At 51.3% G+C, this 21,582-nt stretch carries 21 protein-coding genes; 7 read left to right on the top strand and 14 right to left on the bottom strand.

Going from position 1 to position 21,582, the window contains the following annotated elements:
* Positions 1–17: 17 nt before the first annotated feature.
* Positions 18–659 (bottom strand): D-sedoheptulose-7-phosphate isomerase, encoded by a 642-nt coding sequence (locus ACFQ2I_RS22150; RefSeq protein ID WP_377568181.1) that lies wholly within the window; start codon positions 657–659, stop codon positions 18–20.
* A gap of 151 nt (positions 660–810) precedes the next feature.
* Positions 811–2,025, bottom strand: a complete 1,215-nt coding sequence (locus ACFQ2I_RS22145) for an ROK family transcriptional regulator (RefSeq protein WP_377568179.1) — start codon at positions 2,023–2,025, stop codon at positions 811–813.
* A 335-nt stretch (positions 2,026–2,360) separates the two neighbouring features.
* Here ACFQ2I_RS22145 and larC point away from each other — a divergent pair, with 335 nt between their 5' ends.
* Positions 2,361–2,831 (top strand): nickel insertion protein, encoded by a 471-nt coding sequence (larC, locus tag ACFQ2I_RS22140; RefSeq protein WP_377568177.1) that lies wholly within the window; start codon positions 2,361–2,363, stop codon positions 2,829–2,831.
* A 28-nt stretch (positions 2,832–2,859) separates the two neighbouring features.
* On the opposite strand, the gene ACFQ2I_RS22135 is transcribed toward larC, so the two are convergent.
* The 3 genes from ACFQ2I_RS22135 to ACFQ2I_RS22125 are packed head-to-tail and all read right to left on the bottom strand — an operon-like array spanning position 2,860 to position 6,600.
* Positions 2,860–4,827, bottom strand: a complete 1,968-nt coding sequence (locus ACFQ2I_RS22135; protein ID WP_377568175.1) for a hypothetical protein — start codon at positions 4,825–4,827, stop codon at positions 2,860–2,862.
* Positions 4,824–5,798, bottom strand: coding sequence for a DUF4432 family protein (locus tag ACFQ2I_RS22130; RefSeq protein ID WP_377568173.1), 975 nt, complete (start codon positions 5,796–5,798; stop codon positions 4,824–4,826). The genes ACFQ2I_RS22135 and ACFQ2I_RS22130 overlap by 4 nt, the downstream gene beginning before the upstream one ends.
* Before the next feature lie 19 nt (positions 5,799–5,817).
* The gene (locus tag ACFQ2I_RS22125; RefSeq protein WP_377568171.1) at positions 5,818–6,600 is read right to left on the bottom strand and encodes an HAD family hydrolase; all 783 of its coding nucleotides are present in this window, start codon (positions 6,598–6,600) and stop codon (positions 5,818–5,820) included.
* Positions 6,601–6,822: 222 nt separating this feature from the next.
* On the opposite strand from ACFQ2I_RS22125, the gene ACFQ2I_RS22120 reads away from it, so the two are divergent.
* From ACFQ2I_RS22120 to ACFQ2I_RS22110, 3 genes are read left to right on the top strand one after another with little or no spacing between them, the layout of a single operon-like run.
* A complete protein-coding gene (locus ACFQ2I_RS22120) occupies positions 6,823–7,533 on the top strand; it encodes a tyrosine-protein phosphatase (RefSeq protein WP_377568169.1) in 711 nt (236 codons plus the stop codon).
* 17 nt (positions 7,534–7,550) lie between these two features.
* Positions 7,551–8,546, top strand: a complete 996-nt coding sequence (locus ACFQ2I_RS22115; protein WP_377568167.1) for an ROK family protein — start codon at positions 7,551–7,553, stop codon at positions 8,544–8,546.
* Positions 8,547–8,551: 5 nt separating this feature from the next.
* On the top strand, positions 8,552–10,168 hold the full coding sequence (locus ACFQ2I_RS22110) for a GH32 C-terminal domain-containing protein (RefSeq protein WP_377568165.1): 1,617 nt from the start codon (positions 8,552–8,554) through the stop codon (positions 10,166–10,168).
* Between the two features lie 88 nt (positions 10,169–10,256).
* On the opposite strand, the gene ACFQ2I_RS22105 is transcribed toward ACFQ2I_RS22110, so the two are convergent.
* From ACFQ2I_RS22105 to coxB, 6 genes are all read right to left on the bottom strand, one after another.
* The gene (locus ACFQ2I_RS22105; RefSeq protein WP_377568163.1) at positions 10,257–10,721 is read right to left on the bottom strand and encodes a DUF420 domain-containing protein; all 465 of its coding nucleotides are present in this window, start codon (positions 10,719–10,721) and stop codon (positions 10,257–10,259) included.
* Positions 10,722–10,769: 48 nt separating this feature from the next.
* A complete protein-coding gene (gene ctaG / locus ACFQ2I_RS22100; protein ID WP_377568161.1) occupies positions 10,770–11,660 on the bottom strand; it encodes a cytochrome c oxidase assembly factor CtaG in 891 nt (296 codons plus the stop codon).
* Positions 11,661–11,752: 92 nt separating this feature from the next.
* On the bottom strand, positions 11,753–12,070 hold the full coding sequence (locus ACFQ2I_RS22095; protein ID WP_377568159.1) for a cytochrome C oxidase subunit IV family protein: 318 nt from the start codon (positions 12,068–12,070) through the stop codon (positions 11,753–11,755).
* Positions 12,071–12,074: 4 nt separating this feature from the next.
* Positions 12,075–12,692 (bottom strand): cytochrome (ubi)quinol oxidase subunit III, encoded by a 618-nt coding sequence (locus tag ACFQ2I_RS22090; RefSeq protein WP_377568157.1) that lies wholly within the window; start codon positions 12,690–12,692, stop codon positions 12,075–12,077.
* The gene (ctaD, locus tag ACFQ2I_RS22085) at positions 12,689–14,533 is read right to left on the bottom strand and encodes a cytochrome c oxidase subunit I (RefSeq protein ID WP_377568211.1); all 1,845 of its coding nucleotides are present in this window, start codon (positions 14,531–14,533) and stop codon (positions 12,689–12,691) included. Before ctaD ends, ACFQ2I_RS22090 begins: the two co-directional genes overlap by 4 nt.
* A gap of 81 nt (positions 14,534–14,614) precedes the next feature.
* The gene (gene coxB, locus ACFQ2I_RS22080; RefSeq protein ID WP_377568155.1) at positions 14,615–15,670 is read right to left on the bottom strand and encodes a cytochrome c oxidase subunit II; all 1,056 of its coding nucleotides are present in this window, start codon (positions 15,668–15,670) and stop codon (positions 14,615–14,617) included.
* 374 nt (positions 15,671–16,044) lie between these two features.
* On the opposite strand from coxB, the gene ACFQ2I_RS22075 reads away from it, so the two are divergent.
* On the top strand, positions 16,045–16,776 hold the full coding sequence (locus tag ACFQ2I_RS22075) for a hypothetical protein (RefSeq protein WP_377568153.1): 732 nt from the start codon (positions 16,045–16,047) through the stop codon (positions 16,774–16,776).
* 127 nt (positions 16,777–16,903) lie between these two features.
* Here the strand turns inward: ACFQ2I_RS22075 and ACFQ2I_RS22070 are convergent, their stop codons facing one another.
* On the bottom strand, positions 16,904–17,773 hold the full coding sequence (locus ACFQ2I_RS22070) for a DUF421 domain-containing protein (protein ID WP_377568151.1): 870 nt from the start codon (positions 17,771–17,773) through the stop codon (positions 16,904–16,906).
* A 417-nt stretch (positions 17,774–18,190) separates the two neighbouring features.
* Positions 18,191–18,391: a cation transporter gene (locus ACFQ2I_RS22065; RefSeq protein ID WP_377568149.1), complete on the bottom strand. Its 201-nt coding sequence runs from the start codon at positions 18,389–18,391 to the stop codon at positions 18,191–18,193.
* A 224-nt stretch (positions 18,392–18,615) separates the two neighbouring features.
* Between ACFQ2I_RS22065 and ACFQ2I_RS22060 the strand changes: the two genes are divergently transcribed.
* Positions 18,616–19,368 (top strand): glycerophosphodiester phosphodiesterase, encoded by a 753-nt coding sequence (locus ACFQ2I_RS22060; RefSeq protein WP_377568147.1) that lies wholly within the window; start codon positions 18,616–18,618, stop codon positions 19,366–19,368.
* Position 19,369: 1 nt separating this feature from the next.
* Complete coding sequence (locus ACFQ2I_RS22055) at positions 19,370–20,554, top strand: SLC45 family MFS transporter (protein WP_377568145.1); 1,185 nt, start codon at positions 19,370–19,372, stop codon at positions 20,552–20,554.
* On the opposite strand, the gene ACFQ2I_RS22050 is transcribed toward ACFQ2I_RS22055, so the two are convergent.
* On the bottom strand, positions 20,548–21,447 hold the full coding sequence (locus ACFQ2I_RS22050; RefSeq protein WP_377568143.1) for a YitT family protein: 900 nt from the start codon (positions 21,445–21,447) through the stop codon (positions 20,548–20,550). The two genes, ACFQ2I_RS22055 and ACFQ2I_RS22050, sit on opposite strands and share 7 nt — an antisense overlap.
* Positions 21,448–21,582 lie beyond the last annotated feature (135 nt).

Raw genomic sequence — 21,582 nt, 5'->3', positions numbered from 1 at the left:
AGCCGGTCTCAATGGCATTATTGACCAAAAAAATGCTGCTCCACCGCCATGCATAACGTATGGTAAACAGGCAGATGACGCTCCTGAACATCCGGTGTTGAATCCCATGGCACCTTGATTGCGATATCGCACATCTCCGCCATTCGCCCTCCGCTTCTGCCCGTCAGACCGATCGTCACCAAGCCCTGCACCTTCGCCGTCTGCATTGCGCGTATGACATTAAGGGAGTTGCCCGACGTGCTGATGCCAAGCAGCACATCTCCCCTCCTGCCGTAGCCGAACACTTGCTGCGCGTAGATCATGTCCGGCGCTACATCGTTACCGAATGCGCTTGTGAGAGCAGCCGAGCCGGACAACGATATGGCGGGCAAGGCCCCCTGCAGATGTTCCGCCAGATACTCTCCCTCTTCCGAATACATGGCGGCGAATCTCCCCCGCGCTTCGGAAGACAACGGTCGCCGACTCATAAAGCCCTTCATCAATTCTCCCACGATATGATCGCTGTCCGCCGAGCTGCCGCCGTTGCCGCACGCCAGCAGCTTGCCGCCGCCGTTGTAGCACGCGATAAGCGCCTCCGCCGCACGCTCGATATCCCCCTTGCAGACGGCGAGCTCGGAATATTTGTCAATCAACCGGTTCACAAATCCGTTCTCTTTCATTTAGCAGTCCCGCCTTCCCCAGCTTCATAAAGCAATATTGCTGTCAAGCAGTAACTTTCATTTACTTATTCATTAAGTAATATGAGCGCAGCATTTCCCTACCTAGAGGAAAATGCCGTCCGTCGACCAGACTGATTAGGAAATTTGCTGTCTACGCTCCTTCTCCTTCATCGGAGCGGAGCGCTTCCAGCACGTCAAGCGGGCGCTCCATCAAGCTTCCGAACACTAGCGATGCTGCACCTACAGCACTCTGCGAAGCGCCGAAGGAAGCTGACTCGATGCGTACCCGATGTTGGAAGAAGGGATACACGCTTGCTTTGACATGATTTTGGATACGAGGCAGATAGCTCTGCAGATAAGGATACAGCTTTCCGCCCAATATAAGGAGATCGGGATCGTACACATTGAACAGAGTGGTCAATGTCGATTCCATCACCTTAAGCGTCGATTCCAGACAGCGCTCCGCTCTCGGCTCGCCTTCCTTCACCGCAGCGAAGAAGTCGTCAATCGTCTTGCGTTCCGCACCCGCTCCGTGCGCCCAGCGGCGCAATATACCCGGGATAGAGCCGACAGTCTCCCAGCACCCCGTATTGCCGCACTCGCACAACTCACCGTCAGGCATAACCGTGATATGGCCTACCTGTCCATATAAGCCGTTGGAGCCCTGCAGCACCTCTCCATCCGATACAATTCCGCCGCCAATGCCTTGCCCCATCGTCACGTATACGAAGTTCGGGTCCTTCCTTCCGTATCCGAACCATCTCTCCGCCAGCGCGGACGTACGGGCGTCGTCATTCATTAGAATATCCATGCCCAACCGCGCTTCCAGTTCACGCCTGACCGGGTAATATTCCCAGCTTGCGAAGTTGGGCGGGACCAGCAATGTGCCCTCCTGCAGGTTCATCGGCCCCGGTATGCTGAGCCCTGCGCCGAGCAGATCGGAAGGCTGCAAGCCCATATCCGCCGTTATTCGCTTCAGAGAAGCCGATACGGCATCCAATACTTGCTCCGGCTTATCCGCCGCTGAGAGGGGACGTTCAGTGGAACGAAGCGTTTGGCCGACCAGATCCGTGATAACCACTTCATAAGATGTCCTGCCGATATCGATGCCGATCATTTTCAAGCGCTTCGGGTTCAGCCTCAGATTGACCCTTCTGCGTCCAACATGACCGGTGGATAGCTCCTCTTCCCGCAGAAGTCCCACCTTAATGAGGTCTTGGGTAAGGTTGGTGATCGTCCCAGACGTCAGTCCTGTCTTCTCTACCAGTTCGATTCGCGACACCTGCTCCATGCGCCAGATACACTTCAACACTTGCGACAAATTGCTTTGCTTCACTTGCCTGAGATAACCTGATTTCGCGTTCATGTACACTCCATTTTCCCTTATCCTTATTTATCAACCATCATACTATACTATATCTGCCGGCTATTTTCTATGATCATTAAGAAAACCTTTATCGAAGTAATTCACGCCTCCGCTCGACCATCACGTTCGACGCTCCTGTTCGAAGTTCTGCACCACATTGGCTACTAGTAAGAAAGCAAAAGTAGGCAGAAAATGTTTGACCAATCCGGCACCGCACCTTATAATCAATCTCAAATTAGCACAATCAATTATCTTAATGATTACATTTATTTAATGCCAACCTGGCTTATTCCTGTTCGACTATTCATCAGCATTCATCCCAAGGAGGAGATAACATGGCATCCACCCGGATAGACAACGGACATGGCAAGGATGAAATGGTTCATGTTCAGACCAATATCGACGACATGAATCCGGAGCTGTGCCCTTACGTCGGTGAAAAACTGATGGCGGCAGGCGCCCATGATGTGTACTGGATTCCCATTATCATGAAGAAAGGTCGTCCGGGATTGCTGCTGAACGTGTTGACTCGCAACAGCCTTCTCGCAGCCATAGAAACTGTCATTTTCGAGGAAACGACCACATTGGGACTGCGATACATGAAGACGGATTGCAAGGGACTTGAACGATACATCGAGCAGGTCGATACGCCATGGGGGGCCATTGCGGTAAAGGTTGGACGGCATAACGGCAAAGTCGTGCAGTTCTCCCCGGAATATGCGGACTGCGAAGCGGCCGCACGAAACAACGGCATTCCGCTGAAGGACGTCTATGAAGTCGCCCGCAGGAGCTACGTGACGGAATGAACCGATCGCTCCCGACTATGCCCGCACGCTAGGGACTTAACATGCGCCCGAGCGCCGGTATAGTCTTCCCGTGCAGACCTTCGAAGTGATACCCCTTCCCGCCCAGACTGGTCGGACGGTGAATAATATTCTTCCTGGGACGGTAGTAGTAATCCCAATCCTCGTAGCCTACCTTCGCATGATAGTCCCCCAATCGCACGATGTCGAAGTTCGCCGTCATGATACGACTGACGGTATGGCCCAGATTCCTGGAGATGGACAATGCCTTCAGGAACACCTCCGGCCCGGTGACGGTAGAGCCGAAGTTCAGGAATGCTCCGCCGTCCAGCCCGGATACGGTATGCGCATAGATGCGGAAGTCCCGCCCGCTTGCTCCGCCCTGAATGCCATAGTCGACATCGGGATGCTGCTGAATCGCGTCCGTTCCAAGCGTAATGTGCACCGTACAAGGAATGCCCTGTTCCAGGCAGGCATGAAGCAGACTGTATTCCTTATATGGATACCTCTCGCTCCGGTCCTCCATATCCTTCATCAAGCTCTCTCCGTAGCCCAGACCCTGTGCGTAACCCCGCTTCAAGCAATCGTGCATTCGCTCTCCCGGCTCCTTCCACATGCCCAGCCTGCCCCGCTGCAGCGAGTCGGAATCGTCCTCCTCCGTATGCCCGAACGAAGCCAGCTCATAGTCCTGGAACGCCGCCGCGCCGTTCAGCGCGAGGTGGGTCATATAGCCGCGGCGGATGAGCGAGATCAGCGCAAGATTCATGCCGCTGCCTATGACATTGCCACCCAGATTGAAGAGGATGGGACGCTTCTCTTGCCTGGCCTGCTCTAATGCGGACAGGCATTCACGGAAGGCTGGCCCATCCGCACCGCTCCAGCTGCTCTCCGGCAGCTCGTCAAGCTTCATAATCTCACTCGCTTGCAGCCGGTTCGGCCTTGATGAGACGGGATACAGCAGGCGCTCGTTCCGGTGAAGCGGCAAGGGCTTACCGGGCGGTACGAAGTCGGCGCCGAGTTCTCGCTTCCGCTGCAGTACCCTCTTGAACAGCTGCGGAATCGTCCGGTCGTGTAGTCCGTGGAACAGCAGCCCTTCCCCGCCCAGCCTCTGGAGACGGTCGATCATATTGCGGCGCGGCCGATAATAATATTCCGATTGATGCTCGCATGGCGCCATATCCGCCCATACCGGCACGATATCGAAGTTGGCTGCAGTAATGTCTTTCATAGGCAATCCCTTGTTGCGGCACAGACTCAATGCCTTCAGGAATATCTCTGGACCGGATATCGCGGAGCCGAAGTTGAGGAAGACGCCGCCGTCCGCCAATCCCGCTATGGAGTTGCACATCGTATCGAAATCCTTGCCGCTCGTAGCGCCAAGCGCCTCGAAATTAACGATGGGATGCTGGTGGATAATATCTGTGCCGATGGAGATATGGCAAGTGTACGGAACGCCCGCCAACTGACACTGCACGAACACGCAGTCCCCGTAATGGGGGAAGCGCTGCGGATTCCGCTCCAGATAGCGGTACAGGCTCTCTCCGTAGCCCCACCCTCGCTTCAGTCCGTACTGCACCGCTTCGTTCATATATTTTCCTGTCTCTTCCCACATGCCGAAGGAGCCGTCTTCGATAGAAGCCGCCACATCCTCCGACGTCTCCCCCAGGTAGGCCAACTCGAAATCGTGAATGCTCGTAGCCCCATTGCCGGAGACATGCGTCAAGATGCCGTGCCTCACCATCTCAATGACGTAACGCGACATTCCGTTCTTGATGACATGAGCGCCCATCGACCAAATGACCGGCTTCCCTATCGCTCTCGCTTCCACGATGCGATTAACCAATCCGTCGAAAGCCCGTCCCTCTTCCTCCTTCGTCGGCCAAGTGGGAATCTCATCCGCGTATGGCCGAGCCATATTAGCGATCGTCACCAAATTTCTACGGTTGAATACAGAATTCGTCTTCACCCCCTGGAACGAAAGCCTGGCGTGCGTCTTCATGAACGCCCCTCCTTCACTTCGATTTCCAGCCAGGAGCTTATAGCGCCGTGCGGCTCTAATTGCAATGCCTGACCGTTCGCCGCCGCTTCCGCCAGCGTAAGCTTCGGGAGCACGTTGAACATTTCCAGTCCGATATTGTATTCACATCTGAAGAAAGGCGCATCCCGGTCGGCGGCAAAGTTCTGCCAATACCATACGTAAGGCCATACTTCGTTATCCCAGCGCACTTCAAGCCCCAATCCGCTATCTTCCCCTTGATGAACGCTGTATCGCCCCTCCGGCGCTTTAATCGCAAGCAACTCCCGCTTCGTACCGGCAGGCGCCATAGATGACAGGTCAACGAATTCCCCGTCGCTCTCCGCCTTGGGCCATGGCCATCGGCTTCCTGTAACGGGATGGATTATCTCAGCTCCCGGCGGGAATGTAACTTCTGCGCCGGGCTGCAAGAAGGGAGCGCCGTAGGCGAGATGATACCCCCAGTTCGTCTCCATGGCGACAGGCGCTTCATTCGTTACAGTCTCGTCGATCCTGATCGTCGCTTCGCCGCTGCGGAGCACAAGCTCCTTCCGGATCTGCAGCGGAAGCGAGCGCAGCTGATGCGCAAGCGCAATTCGCACCTCCTCCTCATCATTCCGAATAACGCTCATCTCCCATGGCGCAATCGCAGCCTCGCCGCGATGAACGAGCGCGCCTCGATACTCATGCGTATAGCTGACCTCCGGGATCATCTCCTGCCAGCCACCGGGATAAGTCATCTGATAATCGGGATACAGCGCATGCGGGGGGGTGAAGCCAAGCCTCGTCTGCCAGATGAAGTCCGTATCGCTAGGCTTGTGCAGCCATCTTGCCGGCTCGCCTCCTCGGTCAAGCAGCAGCCATATTTGGAGCTTCTCATTCTCCAGCATTACTGTCCGATGTCGCTTATAGGTCATATCGGTGACGATGCGGCAGCCATAATTCCTCTCTCTCAACCGGTTCACCTCTCCCTCATTACAGCTCCAGCCTGTCCAGCCATTCCTCCATTTTTTGGAAATCACCTGCGATCCAATCCGCGCCGGCCGCTTGCAGCCGGACTAGCTTCATGGGATTGACGCCTTCCCGCATCCTCTCATCGCTAGCCAGTCCCAGCGCCAGCGCTCCCCGCTGTCGGGCAAGCCCGATCTCCACCTTGCCGTCGCCGATCACCGCCAGCTGCTGCGCAGACAGTCCGCTAGTATCCATCAGCTCCGCCAGCACCTTCTCCTTGGAGCACTCCGCCTTGCCTACCGGCGCCCCCGCGATCATACGGAAGAAACCCGCAACCCCTAACGCTTCGGCTTCCCTCAGCACATCGGGATGATCGGTGCCGCTAGCAATCAGCATCGTCACGCCCCTTTTTTGAAGCGCTTTCAGGAAGGGCAGCGCCCCTTTCATCAGATAATCCTCTCGTCGCGCCTCTCCCTTCTCCAACAGACCGATCCGTTCCTCCACCTGCACCAGCAGCCGTCGATTGTACTCCGCTTTATAGGACCACTCATCCAATACGTCCGCGTTCCATCCCCTACGCCGCACCGTCTCCGACAACCAGCGCATCTGATAGACTGTCTGAATACCGGCGGAATCATTGATATAATCCTCAATCTCACGATTAAGGGCTGCTTCTTCTTCCGGCTCCAGCTGCGTGTCTCCGCTAATGCACTCCTTCATGAAAGGGGCCATGACGTCCTCCCAACCAGACCGTAGCGTAGACAGCGTTCCGTCAAAGTCGAACAACACAGTCGCTATTTTTTTCATTTTCCCCTCCTTATTATCTTATTCATTAAGTTTAATTCAGTATAGCTGCAATAGTAGTTTTTGTAAAGCTCATATTAGCAGTACCGTAATCATCCAGAAAAGAGTTGACCTCCCTGCATCAGCGTCTTATAATCAAGGCACAACTTGGAGAAGCGTGCTCTCTCGCGGTGTTATTATCTTAATCATTATGTTTATTTTCTGTTATGTGGAGGAGGAATGATCATGATTGATATTCATTGCCACATTTTATGCGGATTGGATGACGGGCCTAGCGATATGAACGAATCATTAGCCATGGCCAGAATTGCGGTAGCAGATGGCATTCATCATATCATTGCTACGCCGCATTTCACATTAGATGAAGCGATTGACCGCAGACGCGTTGAACGCAGCACGAACCAGCTTCAAGACTTGTTGAATGAGCAAGAAATACCGCTTAAGGTATATCCCGGCAATGAAGTACGACTTGAAAGCAAAGATTTCATTCATCATCACTTTACACATGACCCTTACGCGTACTTAGATTCATCCCAGAAATACCTATTGCTTGAACAACCTTGGCGTCATTACGACCGTGACACGCCAGAGATTGTACACTGGTTTGCTGAGAGAGGTACACAAGCGATCTTGCCGCATCCGGAACGACATTCATTTTTCAGAGAACAGCCGGAGCTAATTGTGGAGCTCATCGAAGCAGGAATGTGGACACAGATCACCGTAGATAGTCTCATCGGGAAGAACGGGACAGAGGTACAGCAATTCGCAGAATGGCTAGTGCAGAACAATATGGTCCATACACTCGCAACAGATGCACATAATGTGAACAGAAGTCCGAACTTGTCCGACGGGTACGCAGCTGTGCGCAAGCTGAAAGGAGATCAGAAGGTCGAAGAAATTCAAGCACGTATACACCGTATTTTATTCCCAGAATAAAGGAGTTGAACGAGTTTATGTCTATTGCATTGGGCGGAATTGACATAGGCGGGACCAAATGCGCTGTTGTCATCGGAGAACTCTGTGACGAGACCATTCGAATCATCGGCAAAGTGCAGTACCCCACTCCGTCTACTCCCGAAGAAGCCATGCAATCCTTCGCTTCAAATCTCCAATTACTTATGCAGCAGCATCACATCGCCTCGTTAAGCGCTATAGGAATCAGCTGTGGTAGCCCGCTGGACAGCAAGCGTGGGCTCATCCTCTCTCCGCCTAACCTGCCCCATTGGAATCGAATTGATGTCTTTACTCCCTTGCAACAGACATTCGGAGTTCCTGTTTTTTTACAAAATGATGCCAACGCCTGTGCATTAGCGGAGTGGAAACAAGGCGCGGGGCGCGGTTCTGCTAATATGCTTTTTCTTACCTTCGGTACCGGTATGGGAGCAGGGCTTATACTGAATGGCCGGTTATATACGGGAACGAATGATATGGCTGGCGAAGTCGGACATATCCGGTTAGAACATGACGGTCCTATCGGTTACGGGAAGAACGGTTCCTTTGAGGGCTTCTGCAGCGGCGGAGGAATCGCGAGATTAGCACAATCCATGGCACAGCAACAATTGGAGGCAGGAACACCGCCACTATTCTGTCGGGATATGGATCAATTAGATCGAATTACAGCCAAAAGTGTGGCAGAGGCTGCTCAGCACGGTGACCCGCTCGCACAGGAAATTTATCGCATAGTAGGGACCAAGCTAGGGAGCGGCTTGGCTATACTGATCGACCTCTTAAACCCGGAGGTCATCGTCATCGGAAGCATCTATCCCCGACAGCGTTCTATACTGGAACCCCAAGTCATGGAACAATTAGCGAGGGAGGCGCTTCCGAATTCTCTGGCCGCGTGCCGTGTTGTGCCTGCTGCGTTGGGAGAGAGCGTCGGTGATTATGCAAGTTTATTCGTTGCATGGAACGGGCTGGAACTTCGCGGGGACAGGAAAGGAGAAGGTTAATCGAAATGGTAGAGAAACAGCTTCACTTCATGAAAAGATATATTCACTTCCCTATAGGCGAAGATCAACCCGTCATTCTAATGACGATGCGCAATGATCATATGTTTCGCCAGTTCGAAATCAAGCTGGCCGATGGACCCGCAGATTATTGGATGTCTGTCGATATCAGCTCCCTTCATAATGAACAGCTAACAATATCGATTGACAATGGGAGCGTGGAGCAGCTGAATGCTCTGGAGCAAGGTGATCATATAAAGGATTCAGAGATGCTGTACAAGGAGTCCGGTCGTCCGCAACTGCACTTCAGCGCCCGACGCGGCTGGCTGAACGATCCCAATGGTCTCGTCTATGCGGACGGCCTCTATCATCTCTTCTATCAGCATAACCCTTATGGCAGGGACTGGGGCAATATGCATTGGGGGCATGCGGTTAGCGATGACTTGCTGCATTGGACAGAGCAGGAGATTGCTTTATATCCCGATGAGATGGGCACCATGTTTTCCGGTTCTGCCGTCATAGATTGGCACAACACAAGCGGGCTGCAAGAAGGGAATGAACCGCCAATCATCTTAATCTATACAGCTGCCGGAGATTCTTCCCCATTATCGGAAGGCAAGCCCTATACGCAATGTCTAGCCTATCGCAATGCACAAGGAGAATGGATCAAGCATGAAGGTAACCCGGTCGTCCCACACATCGCCGGCAGTAACCGCGATCCGAAGGTCATATGGCATGAACCAACACGTCGATGGGTGATGGTCCTCTACATGGAGGGCAGCGATTACGCGATCCTCGTCTCACCCGACTTGATACAGTGGCGCATAACCTGCAGGCTGACCATGCCTGGTATGGATGAATGCCCCGATCTGTTCCAACTTCCGGTAGACGGCGATTCCACTCAAGCCAAATGGGTTTTCTGGGCATGCAAGAAAGGCGGCTATCAACTGGGCAGCTTCGATGGAGAAGTATTCATTCCTGAAGGCGAGCTGCTCTTCACTGTACCTGATGGAGCGAACAGTTACGCTGCTCAGACTTGGAGTGACATTCCAGCGTCGGACGGTCGGGTCATTCAGACGACTTGGGCCTACAAGACGTCATGGCCGGACATGCCGTTCACTGGCTATATGACGTTTCCTTGCGAACTTAGCCTTGTAACAGCCGAAGAAGGAATACGAATGGCATTGGCGCCAGTCAGGGAGATTGAGCTAATCAAGCGCGGCCAGTCCAGTTATGGTAGACGTCAGCTGGCAACTGGCGACGATCCTATTGCTCATGCCGCTGAGTTGATGGATGTCCAGCTCCACTGGAAGCCAGAACCAGGAAGCAAGCTTGCGATTGAAGCTAATGGAGCTGCTATAGTATATGACGCGGCAACAGAGCAGCTAAGCTGCGGGCCCATCATTGCTTCATTACGTGTCAAGCCGGACGGAACAGTGAAGCTCCGTACAATCATTGACCGCACTTCTCTGGAGACGTTCGGTAACGAAGGCATACTCTATATGCCCGTAAGCATCGCACCTAATCCCAATCATTCCGGACTGCGTGTCTATGTCAATGAAGGTGCTGGAGAGCTGCTATCGATGGAAGTTCATGAGTTGGAGAGCATTTGGAATCAGCAATAGAATGCCATCTGTACCATTGTCGTCTTGAAATAGACAAATGGCGACGCAGGAGGGTAATTCCCGCATCGCCATTGATCAAAAAAATAGACTACCAGCCGAACAAAGCGTCGATGAACGGCTTCGTATGACCGCCCGGATACATGATATAGAGCAGCGTGTAGACGGCCACTCCTGTAATCGCCGTAATAAACCATATGACAGAAGTGATACGACCCAGCTTGCGATGCTTGGCGAACTTCTTCCTGTAGCCCAGTGTTAGCGTCGTAATGCCGAACACCGCAGCCACGGTAGCCAGTGTAATATGAAAGAATAGAAAGACCAGATAATAAGGCTTCAAGCTGTCGGGACCGCCCCATGTCGTATTGCCGACAAAGATGGTACGCGATGAGTAAATAATAAAGAAGATAATCGCCGTCACCGCCGCATAAAACATCGTCTTCTGATGCTGCTCCAGCTTGCGCTGAACGGCCAGCCGCCAGCCAATGGCGACCAGTATCGCACTAAGCACGATGAAAAATGTGCTTATCGTCGGCATAAGCGTGTATGAATCCACTTCCTCCACTCCCCAATCCTAAGTTAGCAATATCTCTTCCCCATCGCCTTACACAGCACCCGGGTTAGGCAGATCATCTTCTTTATGCTCCCGCTTGAACCACTGCTTGAAGATGTATGCCAATATAATGCCGAACATCACTTCCTGCACCAGCTTCATGACGATGCCACCCATCTGCTGATCCTCTAACACGCCGAACGGATTAAAGAAGTCCGGTCCGCCAAATTCCTGAAGCAGGAAGCTGGTGTCGCCGGGAATACAATAGCCCATCGCTTCTGCCCACACTGCGGGGTCGTTATAAGTCGCATACAACGGGTTCGATGCGAAAATTATAAATGCACAGGCTGGCGTAAGCAATATACCATTAGCGAATACGTAAGCCATCCGCTTCACGTCCGTCAGTCTTGCCCATTCCGTAACCGGAGGAGCGACCTGCCACCACATCATAAATGCGGTAATGAACAATAGAATATAGTAGAGTCGATGGACAAGGAAGTTCGTCATGACATAATCATGCACAAGCGGCACATGATAGAGCGAGAATAGCATATTGAACAGAATAAGCGTCACGATAGGATGCATGAGAAAACGAAGCTTGCCCCAGAAGTCGGCTGAGAACATTCTCTTCCAGATGAACCCCGGTACAGCATACAGTACCATAAGCGGAACAATCAAATAAGAGATAGCCATATTCACCATATGGAAGGTAAACATGAGATGCCCTAATATGTTGACGGGACCGCCATGTGCAATATAGACAAGGAGAGCGGCGCCGATGAAGGACAGCTTCTGTAAGGCGCTAGCTCCCTTCTCGCCGGGATAATGCCTCTCTCTCCACGGACCGACCAGATAGAAATACAAGATGATCAGTCCGATCATCGCAAACAAGAACATGGGCGTCCATACTGCTCGAAAACTAAATAATTCTAAGCCAAACATGCCGGGTGGCTCCTTTCTCATTCATCCATTAGTACAAAAGAAGAGGGACCCGCTTCAAGGGACCCTCCTCTGTTCAATTCAAGCATTCCTGATTACCACCAAGCCCAATATTCCGCCATGATAACGGCCGTGAAGGCAATAATGACACCGAACAAGATGGCTATAATCGCGAAAGCGTGGCCGCGATCCTTCATGTGCATCCAGAAGGCCATCTGAACAAATACTTGTAAAACAGCCGTGCCGATCAGGATAATGTAGATAAAATCTTTGTTAATGCCGCCGCCCATCACCGTAGCGAAGGCAACAAGCGTCAACAGAATGGAGAAGATAAAAGCAACGATATGCTTTTTGGGTCCTTCTACCTTGTGACGTTTCGTCTGTTCAGGTGCTGCAGAATGATTGCTTGCCATCCTGTTAACCCACCTTTCCCATCAAATAAACGACTGTGAAAATGAATACCCAAACGACGTCGATAAAGTGCCAGTATAGGCCTGCTACATAAGCCTTAGGCGCTGTGACAACGGTAAGGCCCTGCTTCTTCAGCTGGATAATAATGAGCGTAATCCAACAAATGCCGAACAAGACGTGGGCACCGTGGAAGCCTACCAGCGTATAGAAGGATGAGCTGAACGCGCTTGTCGTAAAGCCATGCCCTAGATGCATGTAATGCCAGAACTCGTAAATCTCCAATCCGAGAAAGCCAAGACCCAATATCACGGTAACGATCAACCAATTGATCAAGCCTTTGACATTGTGCTGATGCAACGCTTGCGTCGCGAATACGCTCGTCAAGCTGGAGGTCAGCAAGATACCCGTTGCCAAGGCAACAAGACCCAGATCGAACAGTTGCTGCGGCGAAGGGCCGTCAAGCACTTGATGACGCAGCGCTAGAAATGCCGCGAACAGCGTTCCGAACAAGACGGTCTCGCCGCCGAGGAACAGCCAGAAGCCCAATACTTTATTGCGCCCCTCGAGGGTCGCCTTTTCCGGCTCATGAGGCAGCGCGCCTTCTACATGTGTATGTGCACTCATGCTTTGCCCCCCATATCTTTAAGTATTTCTTCTTCTTCAATGTGGAAGCCATGATCAGGGAGGATGGACCGCAACATCATACAGATGAAAGTGATAGCCAATCCTGCTGCTCCTACGATCAAGCCCAGCTTAATGCCGCCGACATAACCCCAATCTTTGGCGTACATGAAGCCAAATCCTGCAATGAACAAGCCTACACTCATAATGAACGGCAGAATGGAAGGATTCGGCATATGAATTGGACCAATTGGTTCAGCAGGTGTCATGCTGCTATGTCCATCTTCCTTCTCTTTCCAATAAGCGTCGTACCCGCGAACAAGCGGAGTTTGCGCGAAGTTATACTCCGGCGGCGGAGAAGATATCGTCCACTCCAGCGTACGTCCGTCTTCCCACGGATCGTTCGGTGCGTTCTTCGGCTTCATACCTGTGATCACTACGTTAAGCAGGAACACAATCGTGCCGACTCCCATCAAGAGAGCGCCAATCGTACTAATCAGATTCATCTCATTCAAGCCCATGCCGTCGAGATATTGCCATATACGACGCGGCATTCCGATCAGACCGAGGAAATGTTGCACGAAGAATGTCAGATGGAATCCGATAAAGAAAGTCCAGAACGTCAACTTGCCCAAGCCTTCGTTCAGCACGCGTCCGAACATCTTAGGCCACCAGAAGTGAAAGCCTGAGAAAAGGCCAAGCACCAATCCGCCTACGATGACATAGTGGAAGTGGGCAACGACAAAGTACGTGTCATGATATTGGAAGTCAGCAGGCGCTGCAGCCAGCATGACGCCGGTTACGCCGCCCATTACAAATGTAGGGATAAAACCTACTGCGAATAAATTCGCAGCCGTAAATGTAATGGAACCGCCCCACATTGTGAACAGCCAATTGAAAATCTTGATGCCTGTGGGCACCGCAATCAGCATCGTCGCAATAGAGAACAACGCATTCGCTACCGGTCCAAGGCCTGTTGTAAACATATGGTGAGCCCACACCATAAAGCCCAGGAAGCCGATCAAAATCGTAGCGAACACCATAGAGCTGTATCCGAACAAGCGCTTGCGCGAGAATGTGCTGACTACTTCGGAAATAATGCCGAATGCCGGCAGGATAAGAATATAAACCTCAGGATGCCCGAAAATCCAGAAAATATGCTCCCACAGAACGGCATTGCCGCCTGCCGACGGGTCGAAGAAATTCGCATCGAATATCCGGTCGAACATCAATGCAGCCAGACCTACCGTCAAGGCAGGGAAGGCGAACAGGATGAGAGCGGATGTAATGAACGCCGTCCAGGTAAACATCGGCATGCGCATGAACGTCATACCAGGGGCACGCATGTTGATAATCGTAACCAGGAAGTTAATGCCGCCTACAAGGGTACCGATACCCGCTATCTGCAAGCCAAGCACGTAATAATCCATGCCATGATGCTCGCTATAGGTCGTGCCAGCGAGTGGGGCATACGCTGTCCAGCCCGCATCTGGCACATGGCCAGTCAGCCAACTGATATTCAGCAGCAAGCCGCCGAACAGGAATGTCCAGAAGCCAAGTGCATTGACGAACGGGAACGCAACGTCACGCGCACCGATCTGAAGCGGTACAACCGCATTCATCAAGGCGAACAGCAGCGGCATCGCCGCAAGGAAAATCATCGTCGTTCCGTGCATCGTAATCAGTTCGTTGAACGTATCCGCACCAACGAAGTCGTTTTGCGGCTTCCAGAGTTGAATCCGGATCAGAATCGCTTCCAAACCGCCGATTAGGAAGAAGAATCCTCCCGCAATCAAATACAATATACCAATTTTCTTATGGTCAACCGTTGTCAGCCAGTCCATTAGGCCTGTATAACGTTTGACCGCATGCGCATTTGCATGAGCCAAGGTAGGTACCTCCTTCAATCACTGATGATGTTAGTTTTATTCGTAATCAAGCGTCATCTGGGAGAGATATTCCGCAATCCCTTCAAGTTCCTTCTCCGTCAAATCATAGGCATCGGACATCATGTTGCCCGGCTTGTGCTTTTCCGGATCTTTGATCCATTTGTAGAGATTGTTGTAAAGAGTATCCTCATGCTTGTACTTCTGGTCACCAGCTTCAACATTGATTAGAATGCCACCTACACTTTCGCGGCTCGCAATACCGGTCAAGTTCGGGTATACGTCCATTCCAGAATCGCCGATTGCATGGCAAGTCAGACACTTGCTCTGGAAAGCCTCAGCGACAGCAGGATCGCTTGGAAGCGCTACAGGCTCTTGGATGGCGGCAGTCCAACGATCGAATGACGACGGATTCACAGCTTTCACCTTAAAGTCCATCAGTCCGTGTGAAGGCCCGCATAGCTCAGCGCACTTCCCTTGATATACCCCTTCTTTTGGCGCAGAGAAGTACATACGGTTTGTGTTGCTGCCCGGATTGGAGTCGATCTTGCCCGCAAGAGCAGGAATCCAGAAGGAATGGATCACGTCTGCTGTCTTTGTCTCAATCATGATCGTCTTGCCAGTCGGAATGACCAGCTCCTGAGCGGTCTTGATGCCATAATCCGGGTATTCGAACTCCCACCAGTATTGGTGCGACGTTACGATAACCTGAACCGCATCGGGATCATTGCTGTAGTCTTTAGACAGATTAAATACGGATTGAACTGTAGGAACAGCAAGAATAACAAGCAGGATGATTGGAATGACGGTCCAAATAATCTCCAGTTTGTGGTTTCCTTCAACCTGTTCCGGAATGGTCTTATCGCCTTTGCGTCTCCGATAACGGATAATTATGTACAGAGACAGTGCAAAAACGACGATAACCACGAACGACATGATGATAATGGAAAGCTTCATCAAGTCGAACTGCTCTTGCGCCACCGGCCCCTGAGGGTTCAATGCCGACAGGTCTTCCCTTCCGCACGCCGATAGCACGAGCACCATAATGGCCATTAGCGGCGCAAGCCGTTTTACAAATTGCCACCGTTTCATCATTCATCAACCCCACTTTTGACGTTTTAGCAGCTGCCTGTGTCCGTGGCAGAGCGGCCCGCTGCATGTTTCACAGATGTTGTTTCAACCCCTGCAACTTAAATCACTTTATTAAATATAAAGTTGAACCCCCTTTTTGTCAATGTTCCACAGAGAGTTCACAAATTGTTCTCAAAGCTGTCAAAAAGCCGATTTTATGCGCTTTTCAAGCTTTTTGCCGCACTAGCTGTCATGCCTGATCAGGTAGGTCAGGCAAGCTCTGTACTCCCTACATTGTGCACCAAAACCATGGACAATTATGTATACTCGGTCAGCGTATATTTCATCTCGTTATACAGAAACTATCCTTATCCATTCTAAATGGAGGTTGATGCACGATGTTAAGACGCTGGACGACCGCATGGCTGGCTGCCGTCCTCTTGCTCTCCGTTCCTGCGGGCTGCAATTACGAGCAATTGGCTCAGCAAAGCGATACCGATTACGGAAGCAGGCAGCCGGGCGATCCAAAAATGATGGGAGCGAAAGCATATGGTCCGAATACAGGTAATCCGGATCAACATCACAACGGCTTCTTCGAATACAGCTCGATGTTGTCGCGTAGAGTGAATGCTTTAAACGGCATTGCTGGCTCGATCGTGATGCTAACGGACAAGAATGCCTACGTGGCCATCCTGTTGGATTGGACCGCTGTCGGTACGACGAATAAGCGAGGGACAGAAGAGCAGAACAATACTGGCACAACAGACGGCGTATACAATGCAGATAATGGCAGTCCCTTCGGCAATCCGCGGCGAGTCGTGTCGCCCTATAACTCTTATTTCACTGTCGAAGACCATAACAATCTGTCCCCTGAACTGAAGCAGACGATCGCTTCGCGCATCAGAGAATATGTGCCTTCCGTACAAGAAGTGCATATATCCGCCAATATGGAGCTAGTCAATTATTTCAATGAATTCGCCAAGGAAGCCTGGGCAGGTCGCTCCCTGCTACCATGGGTACAGCAATTCAATACTGTAGTGCAATTTCACTTCGACGGAGGAGCTGTTCGACCGGAAGCCATCTCCCAGCCTGCCGAGCCTAATCCGAGAAGGCCTGAGCATTTGAATTAGCGATACGTTCACACCGAATTATCGTATTTCTTCTATTATAAAAGAAGGAATTTTGCAAAAGGTTTATCAACACGAGAGAAGAGGTGCCTATTAGCCATTGTAATGGGCACCTTCTTTTTTTCTCGATTTATTTGTTCCCGGAAGTCGATGAGAGCTTGGCTATGCCGGATTGCAGTGTATCGATCGCGTGCTGATACAAGCGCCTGTCGCTCTCATTCCTTGAGAATTTCTCCAGTCTTCGTAATTCAGATTCCAGCTGACGAGTCAAGCTCTGAATGCGATCAGCTGGCTTCGTTCCGCTCTCGCTTGGCAGTATTCGTCCGTCATGCAGGTGGAATATCATGCTGTCATCCGCTTCAAGCTGCGCCACATAGACATCCTCTGGCTTTAATTTATAGCGTTTCAGTTGCCTTTTTAGCCAATCGTTATTTTTCCCGCTGTGCCGCACTGCTTCGTCCAGTATTTGTCCGTCCATAATAAGGGTCTGCGATTCCCGTTCATCGGGCACATTCCACCCTAACATGTCCGGCGTAAGGGGCTGATACTGCTTCTTCAGCATCACATTGATTTCACCGCTGGCTTCCATAACAGCGAACTCCACATCCGCTACCCGATATACATCCTTACCACGCAATTGAGACAGCAACTCATCCATGGACAATCGTTCTTTTTTCATCATGTCTTTCTGCAACTGTCCATCACGAATTAACACCGTACCCTTGCCCTCAATTATATTGCTCGCCTTCTTGCTCTTCACCGTCCACCATTCAATCCCGACAGCCACCCCGACCCATACGATCAGGGAGACAAGTCCCAAGTACCATAGATTATCGATATCCAGCGACACGTATCCTGCAATATTACCTATTGAAATGCCTGTTATATATTCGAACAAGGACAGCTCCGATATTTGACGCTTGCCCAATAGCTTAGTCATTACGAACAGTACAACGATTGCCGTCAATGTACGAAGCACAATTTCAAGCCAGTCCGGCATAGCTTTCCCTCCTCCCCCTTATCGTTTCCAATAAAGAGAAAGTCATTCACTATTGCGTCTCTTGTGAAGAAGTGATATGATTAGATTTATATGTATTTAATCCTCAGATATCCCCAGTGAAATTCGAATGACACCCTCTAGCTTTTTTTCTATGTTTCAACTATTGCGTACTAGCTGATTGATTCCCATTCACACTGGCGCGGTCTTCGGAGCCGCAAGGACGAAAGAGAGGTAGGGCTTTCGTTGTTTTGGAAGTTGTTAGATCTTAGTAGGGGATATTGCCGTTCTCCGTTGTATCTATTACGGCGATGTGATTAAATATATGGCCTCGGCATGAGGCGTCAATAAGGGCTGCCCATGACAACTGAAGTTGCCGTGGTGCAGCCCTGTCCAATTGCTAGCCATACTTACACGGCTTTATGCAATATCGTAGCCTTGCTCCTCGATTGCTTCCTTAATGGCCTTCAACGTTTGCTTGGAGCTGTCGTATTCGACCTTTACTTTTTTGCCCGCCAGATCAACATCTCCATTGACGCCAATGTCAGCCAATGCTTGCTGGATGGATTTAACGCAATGCCCACAGCTCATGCCTTCTACACGCAATACTTCTGTCGTCATATCCTTTCCTCCTCTCGTCAAGTTATGCAATATACCTCTAAGGGGTATTATTTCGCTTTTTCTCATCTTATCATACCCCCTTAGGGTATGTAAAGCGCTTTGTCCCCTCAAATATGTCTACCCATCTCTTTTTTATTATGATACGATCCAGTTAACTTTAATATAGCGCATACATATGGCTGTTATAATGTTACTTGACAATACGAATGGAGAGGAAGAATCACATGACTACAACAACGCCAATTATATTCGCACACCGCGGAGCCAGCGGGTATTGCCCGGAAAATACGATGGCGGCCTTCCGCCGGGCACTGGAGCTTGGAGCCACCGGCATCGAGACGGATGTACAACGAACAGCGGACGGGAAGCTTGTGCTTATTCATGATGAAAGCTTGAAGCGAACTGCGGGGCATGCAGCACTTGTAAAGGATATCACTTACGAAGAGATGAATAAGCTGGATGCGGGCAGCTGGTATGGAAAGGATGCCGAGTTCGCCGGAGAACGCATTCCATTGCTGGAAGACTTGCTGGCGTTGACGAAAAGCACGGATACGATGATTAATCTGGAGTTGAAAAACACCGTCATTCCTTATGAAGGAATGGAGCAGCAGGTCATAGATGCCGTCAGAAAGCATGGCATGAGCGACAGAATTGTGATCTCCAGCTTCAACCATTATTCCTTGGTGCTGTGCAAGGAGCTTGCTCCCGACATTCGAACCGGCGTTCTGTATATGGAAGGCATATATGAACCGTGGAAGTACGCCGCTGCGATCGGTGCGGACGCGCTGCACGCTTACCGCTATGCTGTTCTTCCAGAATGGGTGAATGAGGCGCGCGAGGACGGCGTACATTATCATCCCTTTACCGTGAATGATGAAGCAGAGATGGAGCGTATGCTTGCGTGTGGAGTATCCGGGATCATTACGGATTATCCCGACAAGCTGGTGAATTTGATTCAGGAGAGAGGAGCTCGCTAAGGTGAAAAAAACATGGCTGCTTGGTCTTGGTTTCTTCAGCATCAGTATTACGTGGGCGCTGTATAATGCCTTCGTACCGTTATTCCTGGACAACTTCGTTGCCCATGCCGCGACTATCGGATTCCTGATGACGATTGATAACTACTTCGCCATGTTCCTCCAGCCGATCATCGGCCGACGAAGCGACCGCATGCGCACACGTTTCGGTAAGCGCATGCCCTTCCTGCTTGTGGGCATGCCGCTGGCAGCCTTATTCGGCGCGCTTATCCCTTGGCATACAGGGCTGCTTACACTCATTACCTTTATGATTCTTATGAACTTGTCGATGAGCCTGTACCGTTCTCCCACCGTTGCGCTAATGCCGGACATGACGCGACCGGAGCGACGAACCGAAGCGAACGGCGTTATCAACTTCATGGGCGGCGTAGGCTCGATTCTGGCGTTTGCGGGAGGTTCATACCTGTATAAACAGCACAGCTCTATTCCGTTTCTCGCGTCTTCTATTATTACGATCATCTGCCTGATCATGCTGCTTTACTTTATTAAAGAGCGGCGTGACGCGCTTCCTCTTGTACAGCCAGACGATAGCGATGTCGAGAAGTCATCCTTTAAGGCGGAATGGACAGTGCCGACTATGCTGCTTTTGGGCGCTATTTTTTTCTGGTTTTTTTCCTACCAAGGAGTGGAAGCCTTATTCACGCTGTACGGGACGAAGAAGCTTGGGTTAACGGACGATCAAGCCGCATTCTCGCTTGCATTCTTCTCATTGGCCTTCGTCATCGGCGCGATTCCGAGCGGCCTGCTTGGAAAGCGATTAAGAAAGAAGCGCGTCATCATGGCTGGCGTCATCGGCCTGACGGTTATTTTCGCCTCCATCTCTATTGTCGATTCTCTGCTCGGCTTGCGCATAATGCTGCTCATCGGCGGCGTGTTCTGGGCTTGCATCAACATTAATTCCTATCCGTTCATTGTTGCACTCGGCAAGGACAGCAGCATCGGAACGAGAACAGGCATCTATTATATCGCTTCATCGTTAGCTGCGGTTGCCTCGCCTCCCTTAATGGGAGTCCTGATTGACTTTTTCGATTACGGCATACTCTTCTACGCCGCAGCAGCCGGGATGGCGCTTGCCCTGATCTGCTTGTTATTCGTGAAGGAACAGCAGCCGCTGGCGCATCCTCAGTGAATGCTCTTCTTACTGAAGTTGCCGCCCATCACATCGGATACATGCTCCACTGCGATGAAGGCGTCTGCATCAATGGATTGAACGATACCTTTGAGCTTCGCTAACTCCAGACGAGACACCACGCAATAGATCACTTGCGTCTCGTCGCCACTGTAGCCGCCGCGCGCCTGCAACAGGGTCGTGCCGCGGCCCAGCCGGTCCATGATCGTCTGGGAGATCTCTTCGAACTCTTTGGAGATGATCGTCACAGACTTAGACTCATCGAGGCCCTCCACGACAATATCAATAACCTTGATAACGATATAATAGGTGAACATGGAGTACATAGCCGTGGTCCAATCCGCGAATACGAATCCGGATATCATGTAGATGACTACGTTGAACACCATGATGATCTGACCTACGGCCACTCGAAGCTTCTTGGAGATCAGAATCGATACGATCTCGATGCCGTCGAGCGAACCGCCGTAGCGAATGACCAACCCCACGCCGACGCCCAGGATCAATCCACCGAACAGGACCGCAAGCAGCTTGTCTTCCGGGAATGCTGCCACATGGTGCAGCGCCGCAGTCGTTACCGACATGACGGCGATGCCGTACAGCGTCGAGATGGCGAACGTCTTCCCTAGCTGCTTGTAGCCGAGGATGAGGAAAGGCAAGTTGAGGATGAACAGATACACACTGAGCGGAAGAGGCGTCAAATAAGCCAGCATGATAGCGATGCCCGCTATGCCTCCGTCGATGATTTCGAACGGCACGAGGAACAGCTCCAGCGCGACGCCCATCAATATCGACCCGATAGTAATAAAAATAATCCGTTTCAAAACTTCTAGCTTGGACAGCTTTTTATGCTCTTTCTTCTCATTGACGTTCACATTGACATTTTCGGCCAAACGGGGCCACCTCCGAAACCTCAAAATTCTACTAAGTTATTCTATTATATGTAACCGCTGCCCTGCAAATCGATTCTCTTCAAAAAAAGGGGATTTCGCACGAAGCCCTGTATCCGCTCGCGCCAATCCCCTCTC

The sequence above is a fragment of the Paenibacillus chungangensis genome (assembly GCF_042675905.1).
Classification (GTDB): domain Bacteria; phylum Bacillota; class Bacilli; order Paenibacillales; family Paenibacillaceae; genus Pristimantibacillus; species Pristimantibacillus chungangensis.
The sequence above is the reverse complement of the archived record's forward strand: the minus strand, read 5'-3'. Positions and strand labels throughout refer to the sequence as shown.